Consider the following 17,619-nt stretch of genomic DNA (forward strand, 5'->3'; position numbering starts at 1 on the left):
GCCCCGTCAATCCTGCCCCCGGGCATGGACCACCGCGGCGTCCACCTGCGCCTGCGTCGGACGCACCCCGGTGTACAGCACGAACTGCTCCAGCGCCTGCAGGGCAATGACCTCCAACCCAGTGATGACCGGCTTGCCCAACACCTCGGCCCGGGCGATCAACGGCGTGCGCGCCGGCATCGCGACCACGTCGAATACCCGTTCGGCCGCCGCGATGGCAGTTTCCGGAAACGCCAGCTGCTGCGCCTCGGGCCCGCCCGCCATGCCGATCGGCGTGACGTTCACCAACATCGGCGGGCACAGGTCGTCCAGCTCGGCCTGCCAGCGATAACCGCAAACATCCGCCAATTGCCGCCCGGCCTGCTCATTGCGGGCGACGATGATCCCTTCCCGGAACCCGGCGTCCCGCAGCGCGCTGGCCACCGCCTTGGCCATACCGCCGCTGCCACGCAAGGCAAACGCGGTACCCGGATCGACCTCATGCCGTGCAAGCAACTGGCGCACCGCCAGGTAGTCGGTGTTGTACGCCTTCAGATGGCCGTCGCTATTGACCAGCGTATTGACCGATTCGATCGCCGCCGCCGACGGGTCGATCTCGTCGACCAGCGCCATGCAGGCTTCCTTGTAGGGCATCGACACGCCACAACCGCGAATACCCAGGGCCCGGATGCCCGCCACCGCCGCCGGCAGGTCCTGGGTGGTCATGGCCTTGTAGTAATAGTCCAGGCCCAACTGCTGGTAGAGGTGGTTGTGAAAGCGTACCCCGAAGGTGCCGGGCCGCCCGGCCAGGGAAATGCACAGGACGGTGTCTCTGCTGGGTGGGATGGCCATTGCCTGTTCCTTCTCGCTGAATCGTTCATGCAGCGTAACAGAGAGTGCCTGCCATCCTTACACAACCTTTACCCTGCACCCGCTACTCGCTTGACGGTCACCGCTGTCATCATGGGGACACCCACTGCGCTGGCGATCGTTGATAAAAGCAATGATCACTATCGAGGAAGTTGATTTCAAAACGCGCCGATGGCTCCGTAAGGTAGGGCCAAGTTCCACAGGAGATACCCAATGGCCACTATCCAGATCATGTCCGTCATCGGCAGCGCCGTCCCGGCTCCCTTGCGTGAACAGGGAATGCTGGCTTGCTGGTACCTGGTGCGCAATGGCGAGGCGGTCAGCGGCCCGCTGGCATCGCGGGCTTCGGCCCAGGCCCTTGCCGAACGACTGCAGGCTACAAGCTTGCTCGCCTGAACGAATTTTGTTGTGCGTTGCTCTCTATGCCTCTGTTGCCCGCCTTCCCTGGCGGGCTTTTTTTGACCTGGCGAGCCGACGAACGGCGCCGGGGAGAAACGTTCCAGCATGAAGCTTTTTTCATTTCGGCGCCTGCGATCAACGAGCAATCGACAGCACTTCGACCATACTCCAGAATGCACGGTTTCTGGGGGAAACCCTTGCACAGCCAACGACATACCAACCTTTAGTGAGCCTCAACGTGAAAACTCCCCTGTCCATTCTCAGCCTGCTGCTGTTGCTCACAGGAACCGCCATCCCTCCGTCGACCGCTGCTGCACAACCCTCGACCCAGGTACAACGCGACCCCGCCAAGCTGCACCTGGCCTCTGGCAGCGCCCTGCTGATCGACCTGAACACCCACAAGGAGCTGTACGCCAGCCATGCCGACCGCGTGGTGCCGATCGCCTCGGTGACCAAGCTGATGACCGCGATGGTGGTGCTCGACGCCAGGCAGCCGATGGACGAAATGCTCACCATGACCATCGCCAACAACCCACAGATGAAAGGTGTCTATTCGCGGGTGCGGCTGGGCAGCCAACTGAACCGGCGCGAGACCTTGCTGATCACCCTGATGTCGTCGGAGAACCGCGCAGCCAATAGCCTGGCCAACCATTACCCGGGCGGTTATGGCGCCTTCATCAAGGCGATGAACGCCAAGGCCCGCAGCCTGGGCATGACGCAGACCCGCTATGTCGAGCCCACGGGCCTGTCGACCCAGAACGTCTCCACGGCCCGCGACCTGGCCAAGCTGCTGCTGGCGTCGCGCAAGTACCCGATGCTCAGCGAGCTGTCCACCACCCGCGAGAAGACCGTGGCCTTCCGCAAGCCCAACTACACCCTGGGCTTTCGCAATACCGACCACCTGGTGAACAAGAGCGACTGGGACATCACGCTGACCAAGACCGGCTTCACCAACGATGCCGGCCACTGCCTGGTGCTGCTGACCAAGATGGACAACCGCCCGGTGGCCATGGTGATCCTCGACGCCTTCGGCAAGTACACCCACTTCGCCGATGCCAGCCGCATGCGCCAATGGCTGGAAACCGGCACGGCCAAGCCGGCGCCGGCGGTGGCGATGCAGTACAAGGCCGAACGCCAGAACCGCGCGCGGCTGGCAGCGGATTGACTGCGCAGCCAGGGCTGCGTTGCAGCCCAAGGTGACACCCCAGGCCCTCTCAGGCCTGGGTGCTGACCATACCGCCAGCACTGCTGCCACCGGCTTTGCTCAGAGCCTCGAGCAACTGGGCGGTAGCCGCCAGGATCTCGCCATTGAGGGTGGCGATGCTGGCCTGCTTGGCGCTGACCGCCGCCAGCTTGCTGGTTTCGTCCATCTCCCGCTGCATGAGCTCGGCCAGTTGCTTCTGCTCCTCGGCCAACTGCTTCTGCAGCTTCTTGATCATCTCGCGCAATTGCTTGATGTGCGGCGGCTCGCTGCTGTCCTCGGCACTTTGCGCCTGTTGCGCTCGCTCGCCACCACGAAGCCCGGACACATCGACCTGCAAGCGCCCTTCGCGCTGGCGCCCCTGCCCGGCCTCGCTCACCTCGCCAGCATTGGGCAGCGATGCCGCGGGGATGTTGATTGCGGTGATTCCTACCATGTTCCCCATGTCCTCACTTGAGTCCTTGTACCCCGCTTCTATCGGCTATCCAGGACATTTCTTGAGTCGAGTGACCGCCGCAAGCCCCCCCAGGTAAATTCTCCACCCTCCGGCTCGTCCTAATCGGTGTACTTGCGCAGGACTCGGAGCGCCTTGCGCGGCGCCTCTACACGACTATCCAAGGAACGCCTCCATGAGCCAGACCTCTTCCCCCGAAAAAATCCACGACCTTATCGGCGTCGGCTTCGGCCCTTCCAACCTGGCCCTGGCCATTGCCTTGGAAGAGCTCGCCGAAACCAACGGCCATGCCCTCGATGCCCTGTTCATCGACAAGCAGAGCGACTACCGCTGGCACGGCAACACCCTGGCCACCCAGAGCGAATTGCAGATTTCCTTCCTCAAGGACCTGGTCTCGCTGCGCAACCCCACCAGCCCATACAGCTTCGTCAACTACCTGCACCAGAAACAACGCCTGGCCGACTTCATCAACCTCGGTACGTTCTACCCCTGCCGACTGGAATACAACGACTACCTGCGCTGGGCCGCCGAGCATTTCGCCACCCAGGCGGTGTATGGCGAAGAGGTGCTGCGCATCGAACCGGAACTGCGCGACGGTCGCGTCGATCACCTGCGCCTGGTATCTCGCGACCAGCAGGGTCGCGAACACCTGCGCCGTGCACGTTCGGTGGTGGTCGGCAGTGGCGGCACGCCGAAGATCCCCGAGGCCTTCCGCGCCTTCAAGGGCGACCCTCGTATCTTCCACCACTCCCAGTACCTGAGCGCCCTGCAGCAACTGCCTTGCACCGAGGGCAAGCCGATGCGCATCGCCGTGGTCGGCTCCGGCCAGAGCGCCGCCGAGGCCTTCATCGACCTCAACGACAGTTATCCATCGGTCAAGGTCGACATGATCCTGCGCGCCTCGGCGCTCAAGCCGGCCGACGACAGCCCGTTCGTCAACGAGATCTTCGCCCCCGAGTACACCGACCTGGTGTTCAACCAGCCCCACGCCGAGCGCGAAAAACTCATCGCCGAGTACCACAACACCAACTACTCGGTGGTCGATGTCGACCTGCTCGAACGCATCTACGGCATTCTCTATCGCCAGAAGGTCGCCCACAATCACCGTCATGCCGTACTTTGCCGTCGCACTATCGAAGATGTGGTGAACACCGCCGAAGGTATCGAACTGACCCTGCGCGACCTGGCCACCAACGTACGCCAGACCCATCGCTACGACGCGGTCATCCTCGCCACCGGCTACGAGCGCCGCTCCCACCGCGAACTGCTCGCCCCCCTGCAGCAGCACCTGAAGGACTTCGACGTGGACCGCGACTATCGCGCCCTGGCCAGCCCGGAGTTCGGCGCCAGTGTCTACCTACAAGGCTTCTGCGAAGCATCCCATGGCCTGAGCGATACCTTGCTGTCTGTGCTGCCGGTACGCGCCGCTGAAATCGGTCAGTCGCTGTACAAGCACCTGAGCAAACAAGCCACGGGGGCACATGACGTCGTAGCGCTTACCCGCGCCTGAATATCAGGGGCTGCAACGCAGCCCCAATGTTGTTCAACTTGAAGCGCCCTCCCCCATGCACAGCGCCCCCTCCTGGCGCTGTGCCGCCCGCTGATGCCCAGTTGGCAACCCCTCCCAGATACAATCTGCAAAAACCAGGGCCCAGGCAGGCCCGAAAGCCCCTAATGGCCATCGCTGAAATATTTGCTTTCATTTACAGTGGCAGGATTTCGATTCTCATTCGTCTTATTAAATGCAGCCTCCAGGTTGAGCCGTGACTCGACCCTCATTTTTCAGAAGACCGACCGATGGCCCGACAAACGAAAAAATCCAAGTCCAAGCTGTGGTTTCTCGTCCACAGCTGGCTCGCCCTACCGATCTGGTTCTTCGTCCTGATCGTCTGTTTCACCGGCATGCTGGCCGTGGTCAGCCAGGAGATCGTCTGGCTGGCGAACCCCGACGTGCGTGCGACCAAGCCCAACGACGATGCCGAGCGCCTGAGCTTCCAACAGGTGCTCGACGCCATGCACAAGGCCGAGCCGGACATGGTGGTGCGCTCCCTGAGCCAGCCGGATGGTTCGCACTTCGCACTGACCGCCAGCGCCACCCTCGCCGACGGCACGTCACGGACGCTCTACGTCAACCCCTATACCGGCGCGATCCAGGGCAAGATGCCGGACTTCAACTTCGAAGCCTTCACCCGCGCCCTGCACGGCTGGTGGCTGGTGCCGTTCACCAACGGCTACAGTTGGGGCTGGTACCTGGTCTCGCTGCTGGGCCTGCCGATGCTGGCCTCGCTGGTCACCGGCCTGGTGGTCTACAAGAAGTTCTGGAAAGGCTTCTTCAAGCTGCCGCGGCGTAGCCATGGGCCGCGGATCTTCTGGGGCGACCTGCACCGCCTGGCCGGTGTCTGGTCGATCTGGTTCATCGCGGTGATCTCCATCACCGGCACCTGGTTCCTGATCCAGGCGATCCTCGCCGACAACCACATCACGATCTCCACCGAACCCGTGGTGCCAGTGATCGCCCGCGAGGACGTACCCCGCACCGAGGACGGCAGCCCTGCCCCTCGCATCGACCTGAACGAGGCCCAGCGCATCGCCACCACGGCGATCCCCGGCCTGGACATCACCTTCATCTCCTTGCCAGGCACCGCCTACAGCCACATCAGCATGGGTGGGCGCGGCTGGTACCCGCTGATGTTCCAGACCGCCGAGGTCAACCCCTATACCCGTAACGTCGACAGCCAGTTCCTGCTCTCGGACCGCTCGACCCTGGAGTTCGTCACCGAGTCCATGCGCCCGCTGCACACCGGCGACTTCGGCGGTTTGCCGATCAAGCTTATCTGGGCGTTCTTCGGCCTGATCCTGACCCTGATGGTGTTCAGCGGCCTGCTGATCTGGACCAAGCGCACCGCCCAGGCCACCGCCGCCGCCCTCAAGCGCGGCGAGCGCGAGGCCCGGCCACGCAAGGCACATAGCGAAACCACCGTGGAGATCCAGCCATGAGCCAGGCACAGACCCTGCCCGCCAGCCCCCTGAAGCAGCTCTGGCTGAAGTGGCGCTTCCACCTGAACATCCTGCTGATCCTCATTCCCCTGGGCTTCATGCCCAAGTATTTCGCCGACGCCAAGCTGTTTCGCGGCGAGGCAGGGTTGGGCGTGAATCAGGTCAGCGGCATCCAGGTCGGCCCGTACAGCCTGGACCTGGCCGAGCTACGCGACCAGCCACCACAGCCCAATGGCCCGGCGGGCTATTTCAAGAGCTTCAACGCCGCACTGTGCAAGACCTGCATCGACGGCGCCAAGGCCGTCTACCTGCGCATCGGCAAGCCCCGCAGCCTGCGCGCCGCCGGCACGTTGTTCTTCGGCGCGCCATACCGCATGGGTACCTCGCTGCCGGTCCCGCCGCGCACCCACCCCGACGCCGACATCTGGATCACCATCGAAGGCTGGGACGGCAGCATGCACCAGGCCTCGGTCCCGCTGGCCAAGGCGTCGCCAGCCACCGTGGCCTGGCTCGAGAAACAAGGAGGCAAGAAATGAAACACCTGATGCGCAGGCTCGCCCTGCCCCTGCTGATGCTGGCCGCCACGCCCGCCCTGGCCCACAACCCCATGTGCGAGTGCGAGCCAGTCGACGGCGACCAGATCAAGTGCACCGGCGGCTTCTCCGATGGCAGCGGCGCACCGGGGGTGACCCTCGACGTGATCGGCTACGACGAACAGGTGCTGGTCGGCGGCAAGCTCGGCGATGACTCGACCCTGACCTTCAAGCGCCCCGACGGCGAGTTCTACGTGCTGTTCGATGCTGGGCCCGGCCACGTGGTGGAAGTGGACTACGCCGATATCGGTGAACCATGAGTCGCGCCCAGTTGGTGCGCCCGGCAGGCGCCGGGCATGAAACCCTGTACGTGCTGTTGGCCGCCGTGCTGATCGTGGTGCTCGCCGCCACGGTGGTGGGGTTGCGGGGCGAGCGCCAGGACGAGCAGGCCGTGGCCAGCCACCAGCTCGATGTGCGCCGCGACCTCAATGCCGCGGAACAGGGCATCTATACCGACCTGTGGGTCGCCTTCGACGAAATCCAGGCGCTGCGCGAAGAGCAAAGCCAAGCGCCACAGGTCGAGGCACTGGCCGAGGATGGCCTGCCGCCCTTCGTCGCCGACGCCAGTAGCGCGAGCCGTGGCAACCACCAATGGCAGTGGCTCGACGCCGGCGCCTACCTCGGCCGCAGCCAGGATGCCCAGGTGGCCGGCAGCTTCCTGCTGGTCCTGCCGCCTGACGGCGACAGCCACCCCGATGTCTGGCTACGCCGCGACGGTACCGCCACGCCACCCGCCGACCTGGGCCAGGAGGCCCTGATCGCCGCCGGCTGGCAGCAGGTGGTCAGCCACTACGACGCCGGGGTCACCCGCCAACACCGCCACTGAACCCAAGGACTCCTCCATGTTCCGCTCCGCCCTCGCCCGCCGCGTCCTCGCCCTGCTCCTGGCCTGCGTCCTGCCGGCCCTGGCCCAGGCCGACAACGGCAAGCCCCTGCGCATCGGCATCACCCTGCACCCTTACTACAGCTACGTGAGCAACATCGTCGGCGACAAGGCCGAGGTGGTGCCGCTGATCCCGGCCGGCTTCAACCCCCATGCCTATGAACCGCGCGCCGAGGACATCAAGCGCATCGGCACCCTGGACGTGGTCGTGCTCAACGGCATCGGCCACGACGACTTCGCCGACCGCATGATCGCCGCCAGCGAGAAGCCCCAGATCAAGACCATCGAGGCCAACGCGAACGTGCCGCTGCTGGCCGCCACCGGCATCGCCGCCCGTGGCGCCGGTAAGGTGGTCAACCCGCACACCTTCCTGTCGATCAGCGCCACCATCGCCCAGGTCAACAACATCGCCCGCGAACTGGGCAAGCTCGACCCGGACAACGCCGCCGTCTACCGGCAGAACGCCCGCGCCTACGCCAAACGCCTGCGAGCCCTGCGCGCCGAGGCCCTGGCCAAGGTCACCGAGGCGCCCAACGCCGACTTTCGCGTGGCCACCATCCACGCCGCCTACGACTACCTGGTGCGCGACTTCGGCCTGGAGGTCACCGCAGTGGTCGAGCCGGCCCACGGCATCGAGCCGAGCCCGGCGCAGTTGAAGAAGACCATCGACCAGCTCAAGGCCCTGGACGTGAAGGTGATCTTCTCGGAGATGGACTTCCCGTCCGCCTACGTGGACACCATCCAGCGCGAGTCCGGCGTGCACATCTATCCGCTGACCCACATTTCCTATGGCGACTACACCAAGGACAAGTACGAGGTGGAGATGAAGCGCAACCTCGACACCGTGGTCAAGGCCATCCAGGAGAACCGCGCATGACCGCGGCCGCCAACCTCGCCACGCCCTGCGGGCCGCGCATCGAGTTCGCCGGCATCGACCTGACCCTGGGCCGCACGCGCATCCTCGAACAGGTCGCCTTCAGCGTCGCCGCCGGCAGCGTGCACGCCATCGTCGGCCCCAACGGCGGCGGCAAGAGCTCGCTGATCAAGACCCTGCTCGGGCAGATGCCGCACCAAGGCCAACTGACCCTGCACTGGCCAAGCGAGCAGGAGGTGATCGGCTACGTGCCCCAGGCCCTGGAGTTCGACCGTGGCCTGCCGATGACCGTGGACGATTTCATGGCCTCCATGTGCCAGCGCCGCCCGGCGTTTCTCGGCCTGTCCCGGCGCATCCGCCCGGCCATCGACGCCGCCCTGGAGCGGGTCGGCATGCTCGACAAGCGCAAGCGGCGCATGGGCGCCTTGTCCGGTGGCGAGCGCCAGCGTGTGCTGCTGGCCCAGGGGCTGATCCCCGAGCCGCAACTGCTGGTGCTCGATGAGCCCATGTCGGCCCTCGACGAGGCCGGTATCCAGGTGTTCGAACAGCTGCTGCACAGCTGGCGCCAGGCCGGCACCACGGTGCTGTGGATCGAGCACGACCTCGAGGCGGTACTGCGCCTGGCCGACCGGGTCACGGGCCTGAGCCGCCAGGTGCTGTTCGATGCCCCGCCCGCCCAGGCCCTGACCCCGGAGCGCCTGCTCGGGCTGTTCTCCGTCCACCCTCGCAGCGAGAACCTTGCCTGATGAGCTATGAAGCTTTCCGCCAGCTGGTCCAGGACTGGGCCACGGCTGGCTACCTGCCCGAGGCCCTGGCCTATGGTTTCGTGGTCAACGCACTGCTCGCCGGCCTGATGATCGGCCCGGTACTCGGCGGCCTGGGCACCCTGGTGGTGGTCAAGCGCTTCGCCTTTTTCTCCGAGGCGGTCGGCCACGCCGCGCTCACCGGCGTGGCCATCGGCATCCTGCTCGGCGAGCCGTACACCGGCCCCTATGGCAGCCTGTTCGGCTACTGCCTGCTGTTCGGCATCCTGCTCAACTTCCTGCGCAACCGCACGGGGCTGTCGCCGGATACGCTGATCGGCGTGTTCCTCTCGGTCTCCCTGGCCCTGGGGGCGAGCCTGTTGTTGATGCTGGCCGGCAAGATCAACGTGCATATCCTGGAGAACGTGCTGTTCGGTTCGGTGCTGACTGTCAGCGCCCAGGACCTGGTGGTGCTGGGCATCGTCGCACTTCTGGTGCTGGCCCTGGCCGTGCCGCTGTACAACCGCATCATGCTGGCCAGCTTCAACCCGCAACTGGCTGCGGTGCGCGGGGTGGCGGTGAAGACGCTGGACTACCTGTTCGTGGTGCTGGTGACCCTGGTCACCGTGGCCTCGGTGAAGGTGATCGGCGCGATCCTGGTCGGCGCCCTGCTGGTGATCCCGGCCGCTGCCGCACGCCTGGTCAGCCAGTCGCTCAAGGGGTTCTTCTTCGCCTCGGTGGTCATCGCCACCCTGAGCACCCTGCTCGGCATCCTCCTGCCGATCGTCTTCGACCTGCCCGTGCCATCGGGCGCCGCGATCATCCTGGTCGCCGGCGCATGCTTCGCCCTCGCCGCCCTGGCCCGCGCCCTCGTTCCACGCCTGCAAGGAAACCCGGCATGACCCTGAGCCTCAAGCACCTGACCCTGGCCCTCGCCCTGGCCGGCCTGCCCTCCCTCGCCCTGGCGGCACAACCGACCGCGCGCACCGGACAGGTCGCGGCCACGCAAGTGCTGACCACCCTGCCGGTGACCCACAGCCTGGCGGTCGCCCTGCTCGACGGCACCACCGTGCAGCTCAAGCGCGCCGCCCCGGCCAACCTGCCGGCCAGCCGCCAACCGTCGTACTTCAGCGGCCGCGGTGGCGCCAGCCTGCAGAAGGCGGCGCAGCAGGCCGACGCAGTGATCGGCCTGCGCTCGATCTGGCGCGACGACCCGCTCTACCCCATGGCCCGGCGCAGCAACATCCGCATCGTCGAGATCGACGCTGCGCGCCCGGTGGACGGTGCCCTGCCGGGTATCGCGCTCAAGGGCGACGACGCCTTCGCGGCCTACCCCTGGCTCAACCCGACCAACCTGGGGCGCATGGCCGATGTGCTGGCCAACGATCTCGAGCGCCTGTCGCCGGCCGACAAGGCGAAGATCCAGACCAACCTCGCCGGCCTCAAGCGCCAGTTGCTGGAGCTGGCCGCCAGCAGCCAGACACGCCTGGCCGAGGCCGACAACCTCAGCGTGGTGAGCTTGTCCAAACGCTTGGGCTACCTGGCCAGCGGCCTCAACCTGGACATGGTGGAGCAGCCGCTGCCGGCCGAAGACAAATGGGACGAGGCGGCGCTCAAGGCCCTGGGCGACAACCTCGCGGCCCAGGACGTGGCCCTGGTGCTGCATCACCGCCAGCCGGACCCAGCGGTGGCCAAGGTGATCGAGGCCGCCGGCGCCAGGCTGCTGGTCGTGGACAGTGACCCGGCGGATGCCGTGGCCGGGCTCAAGGCCAGTGTCGACCAGGTGGTCGGAGCGTTGACCCTCTGATTGCCTGGGGCCTTGTTGCAGGCGGGCTTTCATCGAGGGCCATCTGGGGCTGCTGCGCAGCCCCATGATCACCGCTGCATGCACCGCCGATAACGCTCGTCCACCCTCCCCGCGAACCACGCCGTGGTCAGCTTGCGGGTGATCTTCGGGCTCTTGAGCTCGATGCCCGGTAGCACCGCCCGAGGCATGGGCTTGCCCGCTGCCGCATCGGCCAGGGCGAACACCCTGCGGTACAGGGCCGTTTCCTCGAACGCCAGGCGCTCGCCCTCCTCCAACTGGCTGCGGATCTGCGGGTTGCGCAGCCCAAGCTTCACCCCCAGCTTGCGCGCCGCCTGCTCGGTATGGCCGGGCATGATCGCACCCGGGGCGACCAGGTCGCCGTCGAGCGCCAGCGTCTGGCCCGTCACCCGGCTCAGCGCCGCCTGGAACGCTGCGTTGCGGCTGGCGTACCACCCGGCATTGAAATCTGCGAAGCGGTACAGCTGGCGCTCGTAGTGGCTGGGGTAGCCCAGCAGGTGGGCGATACCGAAGTACAGGCCGCCACGCCGGGTGAAGACCTCCTGGCGAATGGAGCCCTCGTAGGCATAGGGATAGCCCTCGGCATGGCGCTCGGCAAAATCGATACTGACCTGCATCGGCCCACCGGTGCGCACAGGGTTGAGGCCACCGAGCAGGGTACGGCCGAGCGGCAGGCCGGCGATGAAGTCGTCGAACAGGCCGCTCAACTGCCGCTCGCTGCGCACCGAGAGCAGCCGCTGCTGGTAGGTCTGGCCATTGCTCGAGGGTGTCTGCAAGGCAGCCTCCACCAGCATGCCTGGCACATGCAGGCGCGCGGCGCGCCGGTCGATCTCCTCCCGCGCGATGCGCCCCAGGTTGGGGACCTGGGGGTCGGCATTGAACGTCGACTCCTGCTCGGTCACCGCCAGCACCGCGCACAGGTTGCTCTTGCTCGGCGCCAGGCGCTGGGCACTGAACGCTGTCTGGATATCCCGCGCCCAACCGTCGCGATCGCGCACTGACGCGGGCAGCAGGCGCTTGACCTGGGCCTGCACCTTGGCCGGGTCGGCCACCGGCTCGCCACGGGGCGTGGCACACCCCTGCAGCAACGCCAGGATCGCCGCCCCCAGCAGTACCTGGCGCCAGACGGTGGTTTCGCTCAAGGCTGCTCGCCCACCAGGTAGGTCTTGCTGATATGGCGGAACAGCGGGTGGTTGGCACTGCCCATCAGCTCGAACAGCACCATCTCGCGGGTGACCAGTTGCGCCCCGGCATCGCGCATGCGCGCCAGGCCCGCCGCCTTGCTGGCCGGCGTGCGGCTGTCGCAGGCGTCCTCGACCACGAACACCTGCTTGCCCTGGGCCAACAGGCCGAGCACCGTCTGCAGCACGCAGACGTGGGTCTCCATGCCGCAGACGATGACCTGCTCGCGCGCCATCAGGCTGGCGGGCAGGCACTCGGCGGCCACGCAGGAGAAATACAGCTTTTCCACCACCTCGGCCGCCGGCGAGGCTGCCTTGAGCTCTGCCAGGGTCGGGCCCAGACCCTTGGGGTACTGCTCGGAAATCACCGTCGGCAGCGCGAGGTCCGCTGTCGCGGCCAGCAACCAGCGGGCCCGCGCCCGGGTACCCTGCGGGTCGCTCATGGCACCGATGAGTTTTTCCTGGATGTCGACGACCAGCAGCGTGGCGTTGTGAGGATCGATCAGCATTGTCTGCCCTTTTGCCTGGGAATAGGAGTGGCCCGCGATGGGCCACAACGATCCACCAAGGGTGGGGGCGACGTCAATCAGGCGGACAGGCGCAGCGGCTCGAGGGACTCGGCCAGCCTGCCGAGCACGCGGTCTTCGTGCTCATGAATGAAGAAATGTCCACCGGGAAACAGCGCCAGGGAGAAGTCGCCCACGGTTTCCCTGCGCCAGGCCAGCAACTGCTCCTCGCTGGCCCGGTCGTCCTCGCCGCCCAGGACATGCACGGGACACTGCAGCGGCGAGCGCTGACGATAGGCGTAACGGCCACACAGCAGGAAGTCGGCGCGCAGGATCGGTAGGGTCAGGCTCATCAGCTCCTGGTTGGCCAGCACCTCCTCGGGCGTCCCCTGCAACTCGCGCAGCTCGGCGAGCAGTTCGTCGTCGCACTTGGGGTCGCGCCAGTGCTTGCCGTCGTAGTCCTCGCGACGGGTCGGCGCGGCGGTACCGCAAGCGAACAGCGCCAGCGGCGCCGGGCAGCCCAGGGCCTGCAGCTCATGGGCCAGCTCGAACGCCAGCAGTGCGCCGAGGCTATGGCCGAGCAGCGCATAGGGGGCACTGGCAGCGAGGCGCTGTTCGCTGGCCAACTGGCGTGCCAGGGCCTGCATGTCGGTCTGCAGGGGTTCACCCAGGCGTGCACCGCGCCCGGGCAGCTCCACCGGGCGTACCTGCAGCCAGGCCGGTAGCTTGCGGCGCCAGCGGCTGTAGACCATGGCGCTGGCGCCGGAATAAGGCAGGCACAACAGGTTCACTGCGCTCACCGGCCCGCCTCACTGCGCCTGGGCTTCGGCCATCTTCTGGCGCAGGCTCAGGGGACGCATGTCGGTCCACACCTCGTCGATGTACGCCAGGCACTCCTTCTTCAGGCCGCTCTTGCCCACGGCGCGCCAACCGTTGGGAATCGCCTTGTAGTCAGGCCAGATGGAATATTGCTCTTCGTGGTTGACCACTACCTGGAATACGATGTCGTCGCGGTCGAAAACGGAAGTCATTGCCTGTCTCCTTGAATGATGAAGGCCGATGCGCGGCGCGCAGGTCGGCTTCCAAGGAAACGAAAGACACCCATGAAAAATTAGAAAATCCCCTGTCCGCCTTGCAAGCGAGGTGGATGATGGCCTATATCCATTCATCCCCCGACGATGCCCACCCGGAGATCCCCCATGCTCGGCGTGACCGACTACGGCGCTTTCGTGATTGCCTTCATCATCCTCCTGGCCATCCCCGGGCCGGGCAACTTCGCCCTGATCACCGCCACCGGCAAGGGCGGTATCAAGGGTGGCCTGGCCGCCACGTGCGGGGTGATTCTCGGCGACCAAGTGCTGATGTGGCTGGCCGTGGCCGGGGTGGCGACGCTGCTGGCCGCCTACCCTACGGCGTTCCATGTGGTGCAGTGGGCCGGCGCAGCCTACCTGGCCTGGCTCGGGCTGCGCATGGTGCTGAGCAAGCCCGGGGGCGCGCCGCGGGAAAGCCGGATGGCCAGTGGTCGCTACCTGCGCCAGACCATGATGATCACCCTGCTCAACCCCAAGGCGATCATGTTCTACATGGCGTTCTTCCCACTGTTCATCGACCCGGTGCGCCACCAGGGCGCGCTGACGTTCGCCTTCATGGCGGTGACCGTGGCCGCTCTGACCTTCCTCTATGGCCTGGCAGCAGTCCTGCTGACCCATCACTTGGCCGAGCGCATGCGCGCCAACCCGCGTGTGGCCAACCTGCTGGAGCGCCTGGCCGGGGCCTGCCTGGTGGGGTTCGGCATCAAGCTGGTGGCCATGCGCTGAGGCTCAGGCGTCGCGCAGCAGGTCGTGGGCGTCCAGCAGGCGGAAGGCGACCTGGGGATTGCGCTCCAGGCCCCGGCGGATGGCGGCCGGGATCGCCTGGCGGGTCTTGCGGCACAGGCCTGGCTGGTCGTCCAGCTCGATGACGATGCCGCGCATGGTGCGCACTTCGTTGTAACTGGGGGCAATGCGTACACGGATGCCCAACTGCTCGTACATGCGAAGCTGCAGGCGCTCGAGGTCGGCCAGGTCCCTGAGGTTTTCCAGGCGCTCGAGCAGGCGCTTTTCTTCCTGGCGGGTCAGCAGCAGGATGCGCTGGGCCTGGGGCGGCCCCTCGTGCAGACGTTCGCGCCCGCAGTTGCAGGCGCCTGGTGGGCAGGGTTGGCGAAGGGCATGGGGGGTACTCATGGGGCAAGCATAGTGCTTTCCACGCACACGTTCATCCAGCGTAACCCTGCATCTACGCCGGTCCACCAGGACACCCCGTTGCATTTACCGCCCGCCTGTCCCAAGCTCTGCCCTTCCCTTCGACCCGGACCCGCCAATGCCCCTACGCCGCCGCTACCTGATCGCCCTGGTGCTGCTGATCCTGGCATCGGTGCTGGTCGGCTACCTGTGGCGCGAGGCCCCACCGAGCCAGCCCAGCCTTCCCCCCCACAGCTACGCCAAGGCCCTGCGCCAGGCCCATGAAGGCCAGCCCGGCGCGGCGCGGGTCCTGTACCAGCAACTGCAGCGCAACGACCTGGCGCCAATCCGCCGCGCGGCGCTGTATGTCGAACTTCCCAACTACCCCTCGCCCCAAGCGTTGAAGCTGGCCCGGCTGGACCTGGAGCACGGCGACCCACTGGTACGCCGCGCCGCCATCGCCAGCATCCGCCGACTGCTGCCCCCGGCACAGCGCAGCCTGGTGCTGGGGCCGTTGCTGGAGGACAGCGAGCAGAGCGTGCGCTTCGCCGCGGTGGACGCCCTGCTGGGCCTGGACCCAGACGCCATCGGCCTGTACTTCGGCCCGCTCCAGCATGCCCTGGAACAGTACCAACAGGCATTGACGGCGCAAGCTGACGATGCCGCCGCCCAGGTTCACCTGGCCCGCCTCTACCTGCACGAGCACGACTACGAGCACGCTGCCGCTGCCCTGCGCCGCAGCCTGGAGATCGCACCGGATGACCTCGACGCCCTGGCCATCCAGGTGCGCCTGCTGGAGCGCCAGGGCGAGCACGATGCCTCCCGCCAGGTACTGGCCAAGGCCCTGGCCCTGCAGCCGGACTCCGCCTTCCTGCAGCACGAGCTGGGCCTGTGGCTGACACGCCACGAGCAACAGGAATATGCCTTGCTGGCCCTTTCCCGTGCCGTCGAGCTGGCACCGGACAACGCCGATTATCGCTACGTGCTGGCGGTGACCCTGCATGCACTGGACCAGGTCGAGGCCGCGCAGAAACAGCTGCAGACCCTGCTCGACCGGCAGCCGGCGAACCGTCGTGCACGGGTGCTGCTGATCCAGTACTGGAAGGAAACCGGCCAGTTGCAGAACGTCCAGGTACTGCTGGCCGAGCTGGAGCGGCAGAACCCCGACGACCCGCTGCTGCAGCAAGGGCTGTAAAGGAATCGTACACCTTGGGTTGAACCCTGGTCGTCGTCCCGTGGTCCAGTGGGTATCGGTCCGCCAGCCCATCGTCACAGGAGAGCTACCTTGGCCGGTTCGTTAGCCGTGGACGAACGTGCCCTGATCCTGGCACCCACGCAGATCGCTGCAGATGTTTCCCGTGTCCTGGCAAGCGTGGGCGTGGAGTGTCTGTGCACCACCGACCCGCAGCGCCTGGGCCATTGGCTGGCAGAAGGCGCCGGCCTGCTGGTCGCCGCCGAGCAAGCCCTGCCATGCGGGCCGCAATCGCCCTTGCAGCGTTTCATCGACCAGCAGCCGCCATGGTCGGACCTGCCCATCGTCCTACTGGCCGACACGCACTCGCCCAGCACCGGCCCACCCCATCCACGGCTGGGCAACGTGTGGCTGCTGCCCCTGCCCTTGGACGCCGCGCAATTGTCGAACCTGAGCCAAGCAGCCCTGCGCACCCGGCGTCGCCAATACCTGGCCCGCGACCAGTTGCTCGACCTGCAGCAACGCCTGGAAAACGAGATGCAACGTCACCAGGCCGATGCACAGATGCTGCACCAGACCCGAAAGATGGAGGCCATCGGCCAATTGGCCGGTGGCGTCGCGCATGACTTCAACAACCTGCTGACCAGTATCGGCGGCAGCTTCGAGCTGATCGGCAAGCGCCTGCAACAAGGGCGTACCGAGCAACTCGAAGGCGTGTTGCGCATGGGCCAGGAGGCGGTTTCCCGGGCTGCCCGGCTGACCCATCGGCTCCTGGCGTTTTCCTCGCGCCAATCCCTGGAAAGCTGCATCGTCGACCTGCACGATCTACTGCAGCCGCAGGACCTGCAAGCCCGCCTGGGCGTCTCGGTGGATGTGCGCCTGACCTTGCCAGCCGACCTGTGGTTGGTCGAAGCGGACGACAAACAGTTGCACGAAGCCCTCGACAACCTGCTGCTCAACGCCTGCGAAGCCATGCCAAGCGGTGGCCACCTGAGTATCGAGGCGAGCAACCAACGGATCGATGCCACACGCTTTCGCGGAGGTGGGCTGCCCAGTGGCGACTATCTGTGCCTGAGCATCATCGACGATGGCCAGGGCATGTCCGAGAGCACCCTGGAACGGGCCTTCGAACCCTTCTTCAGTACCAAGCCGGTCGGCCAGGGCGTCGGCCTTGGCCTGTCGATGGTCTATGGCTTCAGCAAGCAGTCCCATGGCCATGTGTCCCTGCGCAGCCGGATCGGCCAGGGCACGCGGGTCGACCTGTACCTGCCGCGCTACCTTGACCAGGCCCAGCCGCAGGCCTGCAGCACCGCCGGGCCGAGCACAGGCGGTAACCGCGACGTGCTGGTGGTCGAGGACGACGAGGCGGTGCGCCTGTTGCTCTGCCAGGCGCTGCGCGAAGACGGTTTTCCCTGCCACACCGCCTGCAATGCCAACGAGGCGCTGCAAGTACTGCGCTCGCCACAACCGATCGCCCTGATGATCAGCGATGTCGGGCTACCTGGGATGAATGGCCGGCAACTGGCGGAGATCGCCCGCAAGCTGCGGCCCGGCCTGCAGGTACTGTTCATCACCGGCTACGCCGAGACGGCCATGGCCCGCAACGGCTTTCTCGACCCGGGCATGCAACTGATCTGCAAACCCTTCGAGCTCAAGCACCTGCAGGCTCGTGTCGCCCAGATGCTGGGGAAAGGATGATAGGG

The 17,619-nt window shown here is 66.3% G+C and carries 21 protein-coding genes; 14 read left to right on the top strand and 7 right to left on the bottom strand.

Features of this window, described 5'->3' with window-relative positions:
- Positions 1 to 6 precede the first annotated feature (6 nt).
- On the bottom strand, positions 7 to 831 hold the full coding sequence (locus tag NJF35_RS17595; RefSeq protein ID WP_225790344.1) for a shikimate 5-dehydrogenase: 825 nt from the start codon (positions 829 to 831) through the stop codon (positions 7 to 9).
- A gap of 231 nt (positions 832 to 1,062) precedes the next feature.
- Between NJF35_RS17595 and NJF35_RS17600 the strand changes: the two genes are divergently transcribed.
- Positions 1,063 to 1,245, top strand: a complete 183-nt coding sequence (locus NJF35_RS17600) for a hypothetical protein (protein WP_225790343.1) — start codon at positions 1,063 to 1,065, stop codon at positions 1,243 to 1,245.
- Between the two features lie 241 nt (positions 1,246 to 1,486).
- Complete coding sequence (pbpG, locus tag NJF35_RS17605) at positions 1,487 to 2,413, top strand: D-alanyl-D-alanine endopeptidase (protein WP_225790342.1); 927 nt, start codon at positions 1,487 to 1,489, stop codon at positions 2,411 to 2,413.
- Positions 2,414 to 2,462: 49 nt separating this feature from the next.
- On the opposite strand, the gene NJF35_RS17610 is transcribed toward pbpG, so the two are convergent.
- Positions 2,463 to 2,885, bottom strand: coding sequence for a hypothetical protein (locus tag NJF35_RS17610; RefSeq protein ID WP_225790341.1), 423 nt, complete (start codon positions 2,883 to 2,885; stop codon positions 2,463 to 2,465).
- 193 nt (positions 2,886 to 3,078) lie between these two features.
- Between NJF35_RS17610 and NJF35_RS17615 the strand changes: the two genes are divergently transcribed.
- The 9 genes from NJF35_RS17615 to NJF35_RS17655 all read left to right on the top strand — a co-directional run bounded on the left by NJF35_RS17615 (position 3,079) and on the right by NJF35_RS17655 (position 10,800).
- Positions 3,079 to 4,413 (top strand): lysine N(6)-hydroxylase/L-ornithine N(5)-oxygenase family protein, encoded by a 1,335-nt coding sequence (locus NJF35_RS17615; protein ID WP_225790340.1) that lies wholly within the window; start codon positions 3,079 to 3,081, stop codon positions 4,411 to 4,413.
- Positions 4,414 to 4,700: 287 nt separating this feature from the next.
- A complete protein-coding gene (locus NJF35_RS17620) occupies positions 4,701 to 5,900 on the top strand; it encodes a PepSY-associated TM helix domain-containing protein (RefSeq protein WP_225790339.1) in 1,200 nt (399 codons plus the stop codon).
- Positions 5,897 to 6,436 carry a thiamine pyrophosphate-binding protein gene (locus NJF35_RS17625; RefSeq protein ID WP_253091326.1) on the top strand — a complete coding sequence of 180 codons (540 nt, stop codon included), beginning with the start codon at positions 5,897 to 5,899 and terminating at the stop codon, positions 6,434 to 6,436. Before NJF35_RS17620 ends, NJF35_RS17625 begins: the two co-directional genes overlap by 4 nt.
- The gene (locus NJF35_RS17630) at positions 6,433 to 6,753 is read left to right on the top strand and encodes a hypothetical protein (RefSeq protein ID WP_225790337.1); all 321 of its coding nucleotides are present in this window, start codon (positions 6,433 to 6,435) and stop codon (positions 6,751 to 6,753) included. Before NJF35_RS17625 ends, NJF35_RS17630 begins: the two co-directional genes overlap by 4 nt.
- A complete protein-coding gene (locus tag NJF35_RS17635) occupies positions 6,750 to 7,319 on the top strand; it encodes a DUF6162 family protein (RefSeq protein WP_225790336.1) in 570 nt (189 codons plus the stop codon). The genes NJF35_RS17630 and NJF35_RS17635 overlap by 4 nt, the downstream gene beginning before the upstream one ends.
- Before the next feature lie 16 nt (positions 7,320 to 7,335).
- Positions 7,336 to 8,253 carry a metal ABC transporter substrate-binding protein gene (locus NJF35_RS17640; protein ID WP_253091327.1) on the top strand — a complete coding sequence of 306 codons (918 nt, stop codon included), beginning with the start codon at positions 7,336 to 7,338 and terminating at the stop codon, positions 8,251 to 8,253.
- Positions 8,250 to 8,996, top strand: coding sequence for a metal ABC transporter ATP-binding protein (locus NJF35_RS17645; protein WP_253091328.1), 747 nt, complete (start codon positions 8,250 to 8,252; stop codon positions 8,994 to 8,996). Before NJF35_RS17640 ends, NJF35_RS17645 begins: the two co-directional genes overlap by 4 nt.
- Positions 8,996 to 9,895, top strand: a complete 900-nt coding sequence (locus tag NJF35_RS17650) for a metal ABC transporter permease (protein ID WP_225790333.1) — start codon at positions 8,996 to 8,998, stop codon at positions 9,893 to 9,895. Before NJF35_RS17645 ends, NJF35_RS17650 begins: the two co-directional genes overlap by 1 nt.
- 2 nt (positions 9,896 to 9,897) lie before the next feature.
- Complete coding sequence (locus tag NJF35_RS17655; RefSeq protein WP_253091342.1) at positions 9,898 to 10,800, top strand: metal ABC transporter substrate-binding protein; 903 nt, start codon at positions 9,898 to 9,900, stop codon at positions 10,798 to 10,800.
- 68 nt (positions 10,801 to 10,868) lie between these two features.
- Here the strand turns inward: NJF35_RS17655 and NJF35_RS17660 are convergent, their stop codons facing one another.
- The 4 genes from NJF35_RS17660 to NJF35_RS17675 all read right to left on the bottom strand — a co-directional run bounded on the left by NJF35_RS17660 (position 10,869) and on the right by NJF35_RS17675 (position 13,536).
- A complete protein-coding gene (locus tag NJF35_RS17660) occupies positions 10,869 to 11,960 on the bottom strand; it encodes a DUF1615 domain-containing protein (RefSeq protein WP_317235058.1) in 1,092 nt (363 codons plus the stop codon).
- The gene (locus tag NJF35_RS17665; RefSeq protein ID WP_225790332.1) at positions 11,957 to 12,508 is read right to left on the bottom strand and encodes a hydrolase; all 552 of its coding nucleotides are present in this window, start codon (positions 12,506 to 12,508) and stop codon (positions 11,957 to 11,959) included. Before NJF35_RS17665 ends, NJF35_RS17660 begins: the two co-directional genes overlap by 4 nt.
- Positions 12,509 to 12,585: 77 nt before the next feature.
- Complete coding sequence (locus NJF35_RS17670) at positions 12,586 to 13,305, bottom strand: thioesterase II family protein (protein WP_225790331.1); 720 nt, start codon at positions 13,303 to 13,305, stop codon at positions 12,586 to 12,588.
- 9 nt (positions 13,306 to 13,314) lie between these two features.
- Positions 13,315 to 13,536: an MbtH family protein gene (locus NJF35_RS17675; protein WP_225790330.1), complete on the bottom strand. Its 222-nt coding sequence runs from the start codon at positions 13,534 to 13,536 to the stop codon at positions 13,315 to 13,317.
- A 168-nt stretch (positions 13,537 to 13,704) separates the two neighbouring features.
- On the opposite strand from NJF35_RS17675, the gene NJF35_RS17680 reads away from it, so the two are divergent.
- Positions 13,705 to 14,322, top strand: coding sequence for a LysE family transporter (locus NJF35_RS17680; RefSeq protein ID WP_225790329.1), 618 nt, complete (start codon positions 13,705 to 13,707; stop codon positions 14,320 to 14,322).
- 3 nt (positions 14,323 to 14,325) lie between these two features.
- Here NJF35_RS17680 and NJF35_RS17685 read toward each other — a convergent pair whose 3' ends face one another.
- Entirely contained in the window at positions 14,326 to 14,727 is a 402-nt protein-coding gene (locus NJF35_RS17685; protein ID WP_225790328.1) for a hypothetical protein, read from the bottom strand.
- 136 nt (positions 14,728 to 14,863) lie between these two features.
- Between NJF35_RS17685 and NJF35_RS17690 the strand changes: the two genes are divergently transcribed.
- Together NJF35_RS17690 and NJF35_RS17695 are read left to right on the top strand one after the other, a co-directional pair.
- On the top strand, positions 14,864 to 15,919 hold the full coding sequence (locus NJF35_RS17690) for a hypothetical protein (RefSeq protein ID WP_225790327.1): 1,056 nt from the start codon (positions 14,864 to 14,866) through the stop codon (positions 15,917 to 15,919).
- A gap of 90 nt (positions 15,920 to 16,009) precedes the next feature.
- Positions 16,010 to 17,614 carry an ATP-binding protein gene (locus NJF35_RS17695; RefSeq protein WP_225790326.1) on the top strand — a complete coding sequence of 535 codons (1,605 nt, stop codon included), beginning with the start codon at positions 16,010 to 16,012 and terminating at the stop codon, positions 17,612 to 17,614.
- The last annotated feature ends 5 nt before the right edge of the window (positions 17,615 to 17,619 follow it).

This window comes from Pseudomonas guariconensis (assembly GCF_024127895.1).
Classification (GTDB): Bacteria; Pseudomonadota; Gammaproteobacteria; order Pseudomonadales; family Pseudomonadaceae; genus Aquipseudomonas; species Aquipseudomonas guariconensis_B.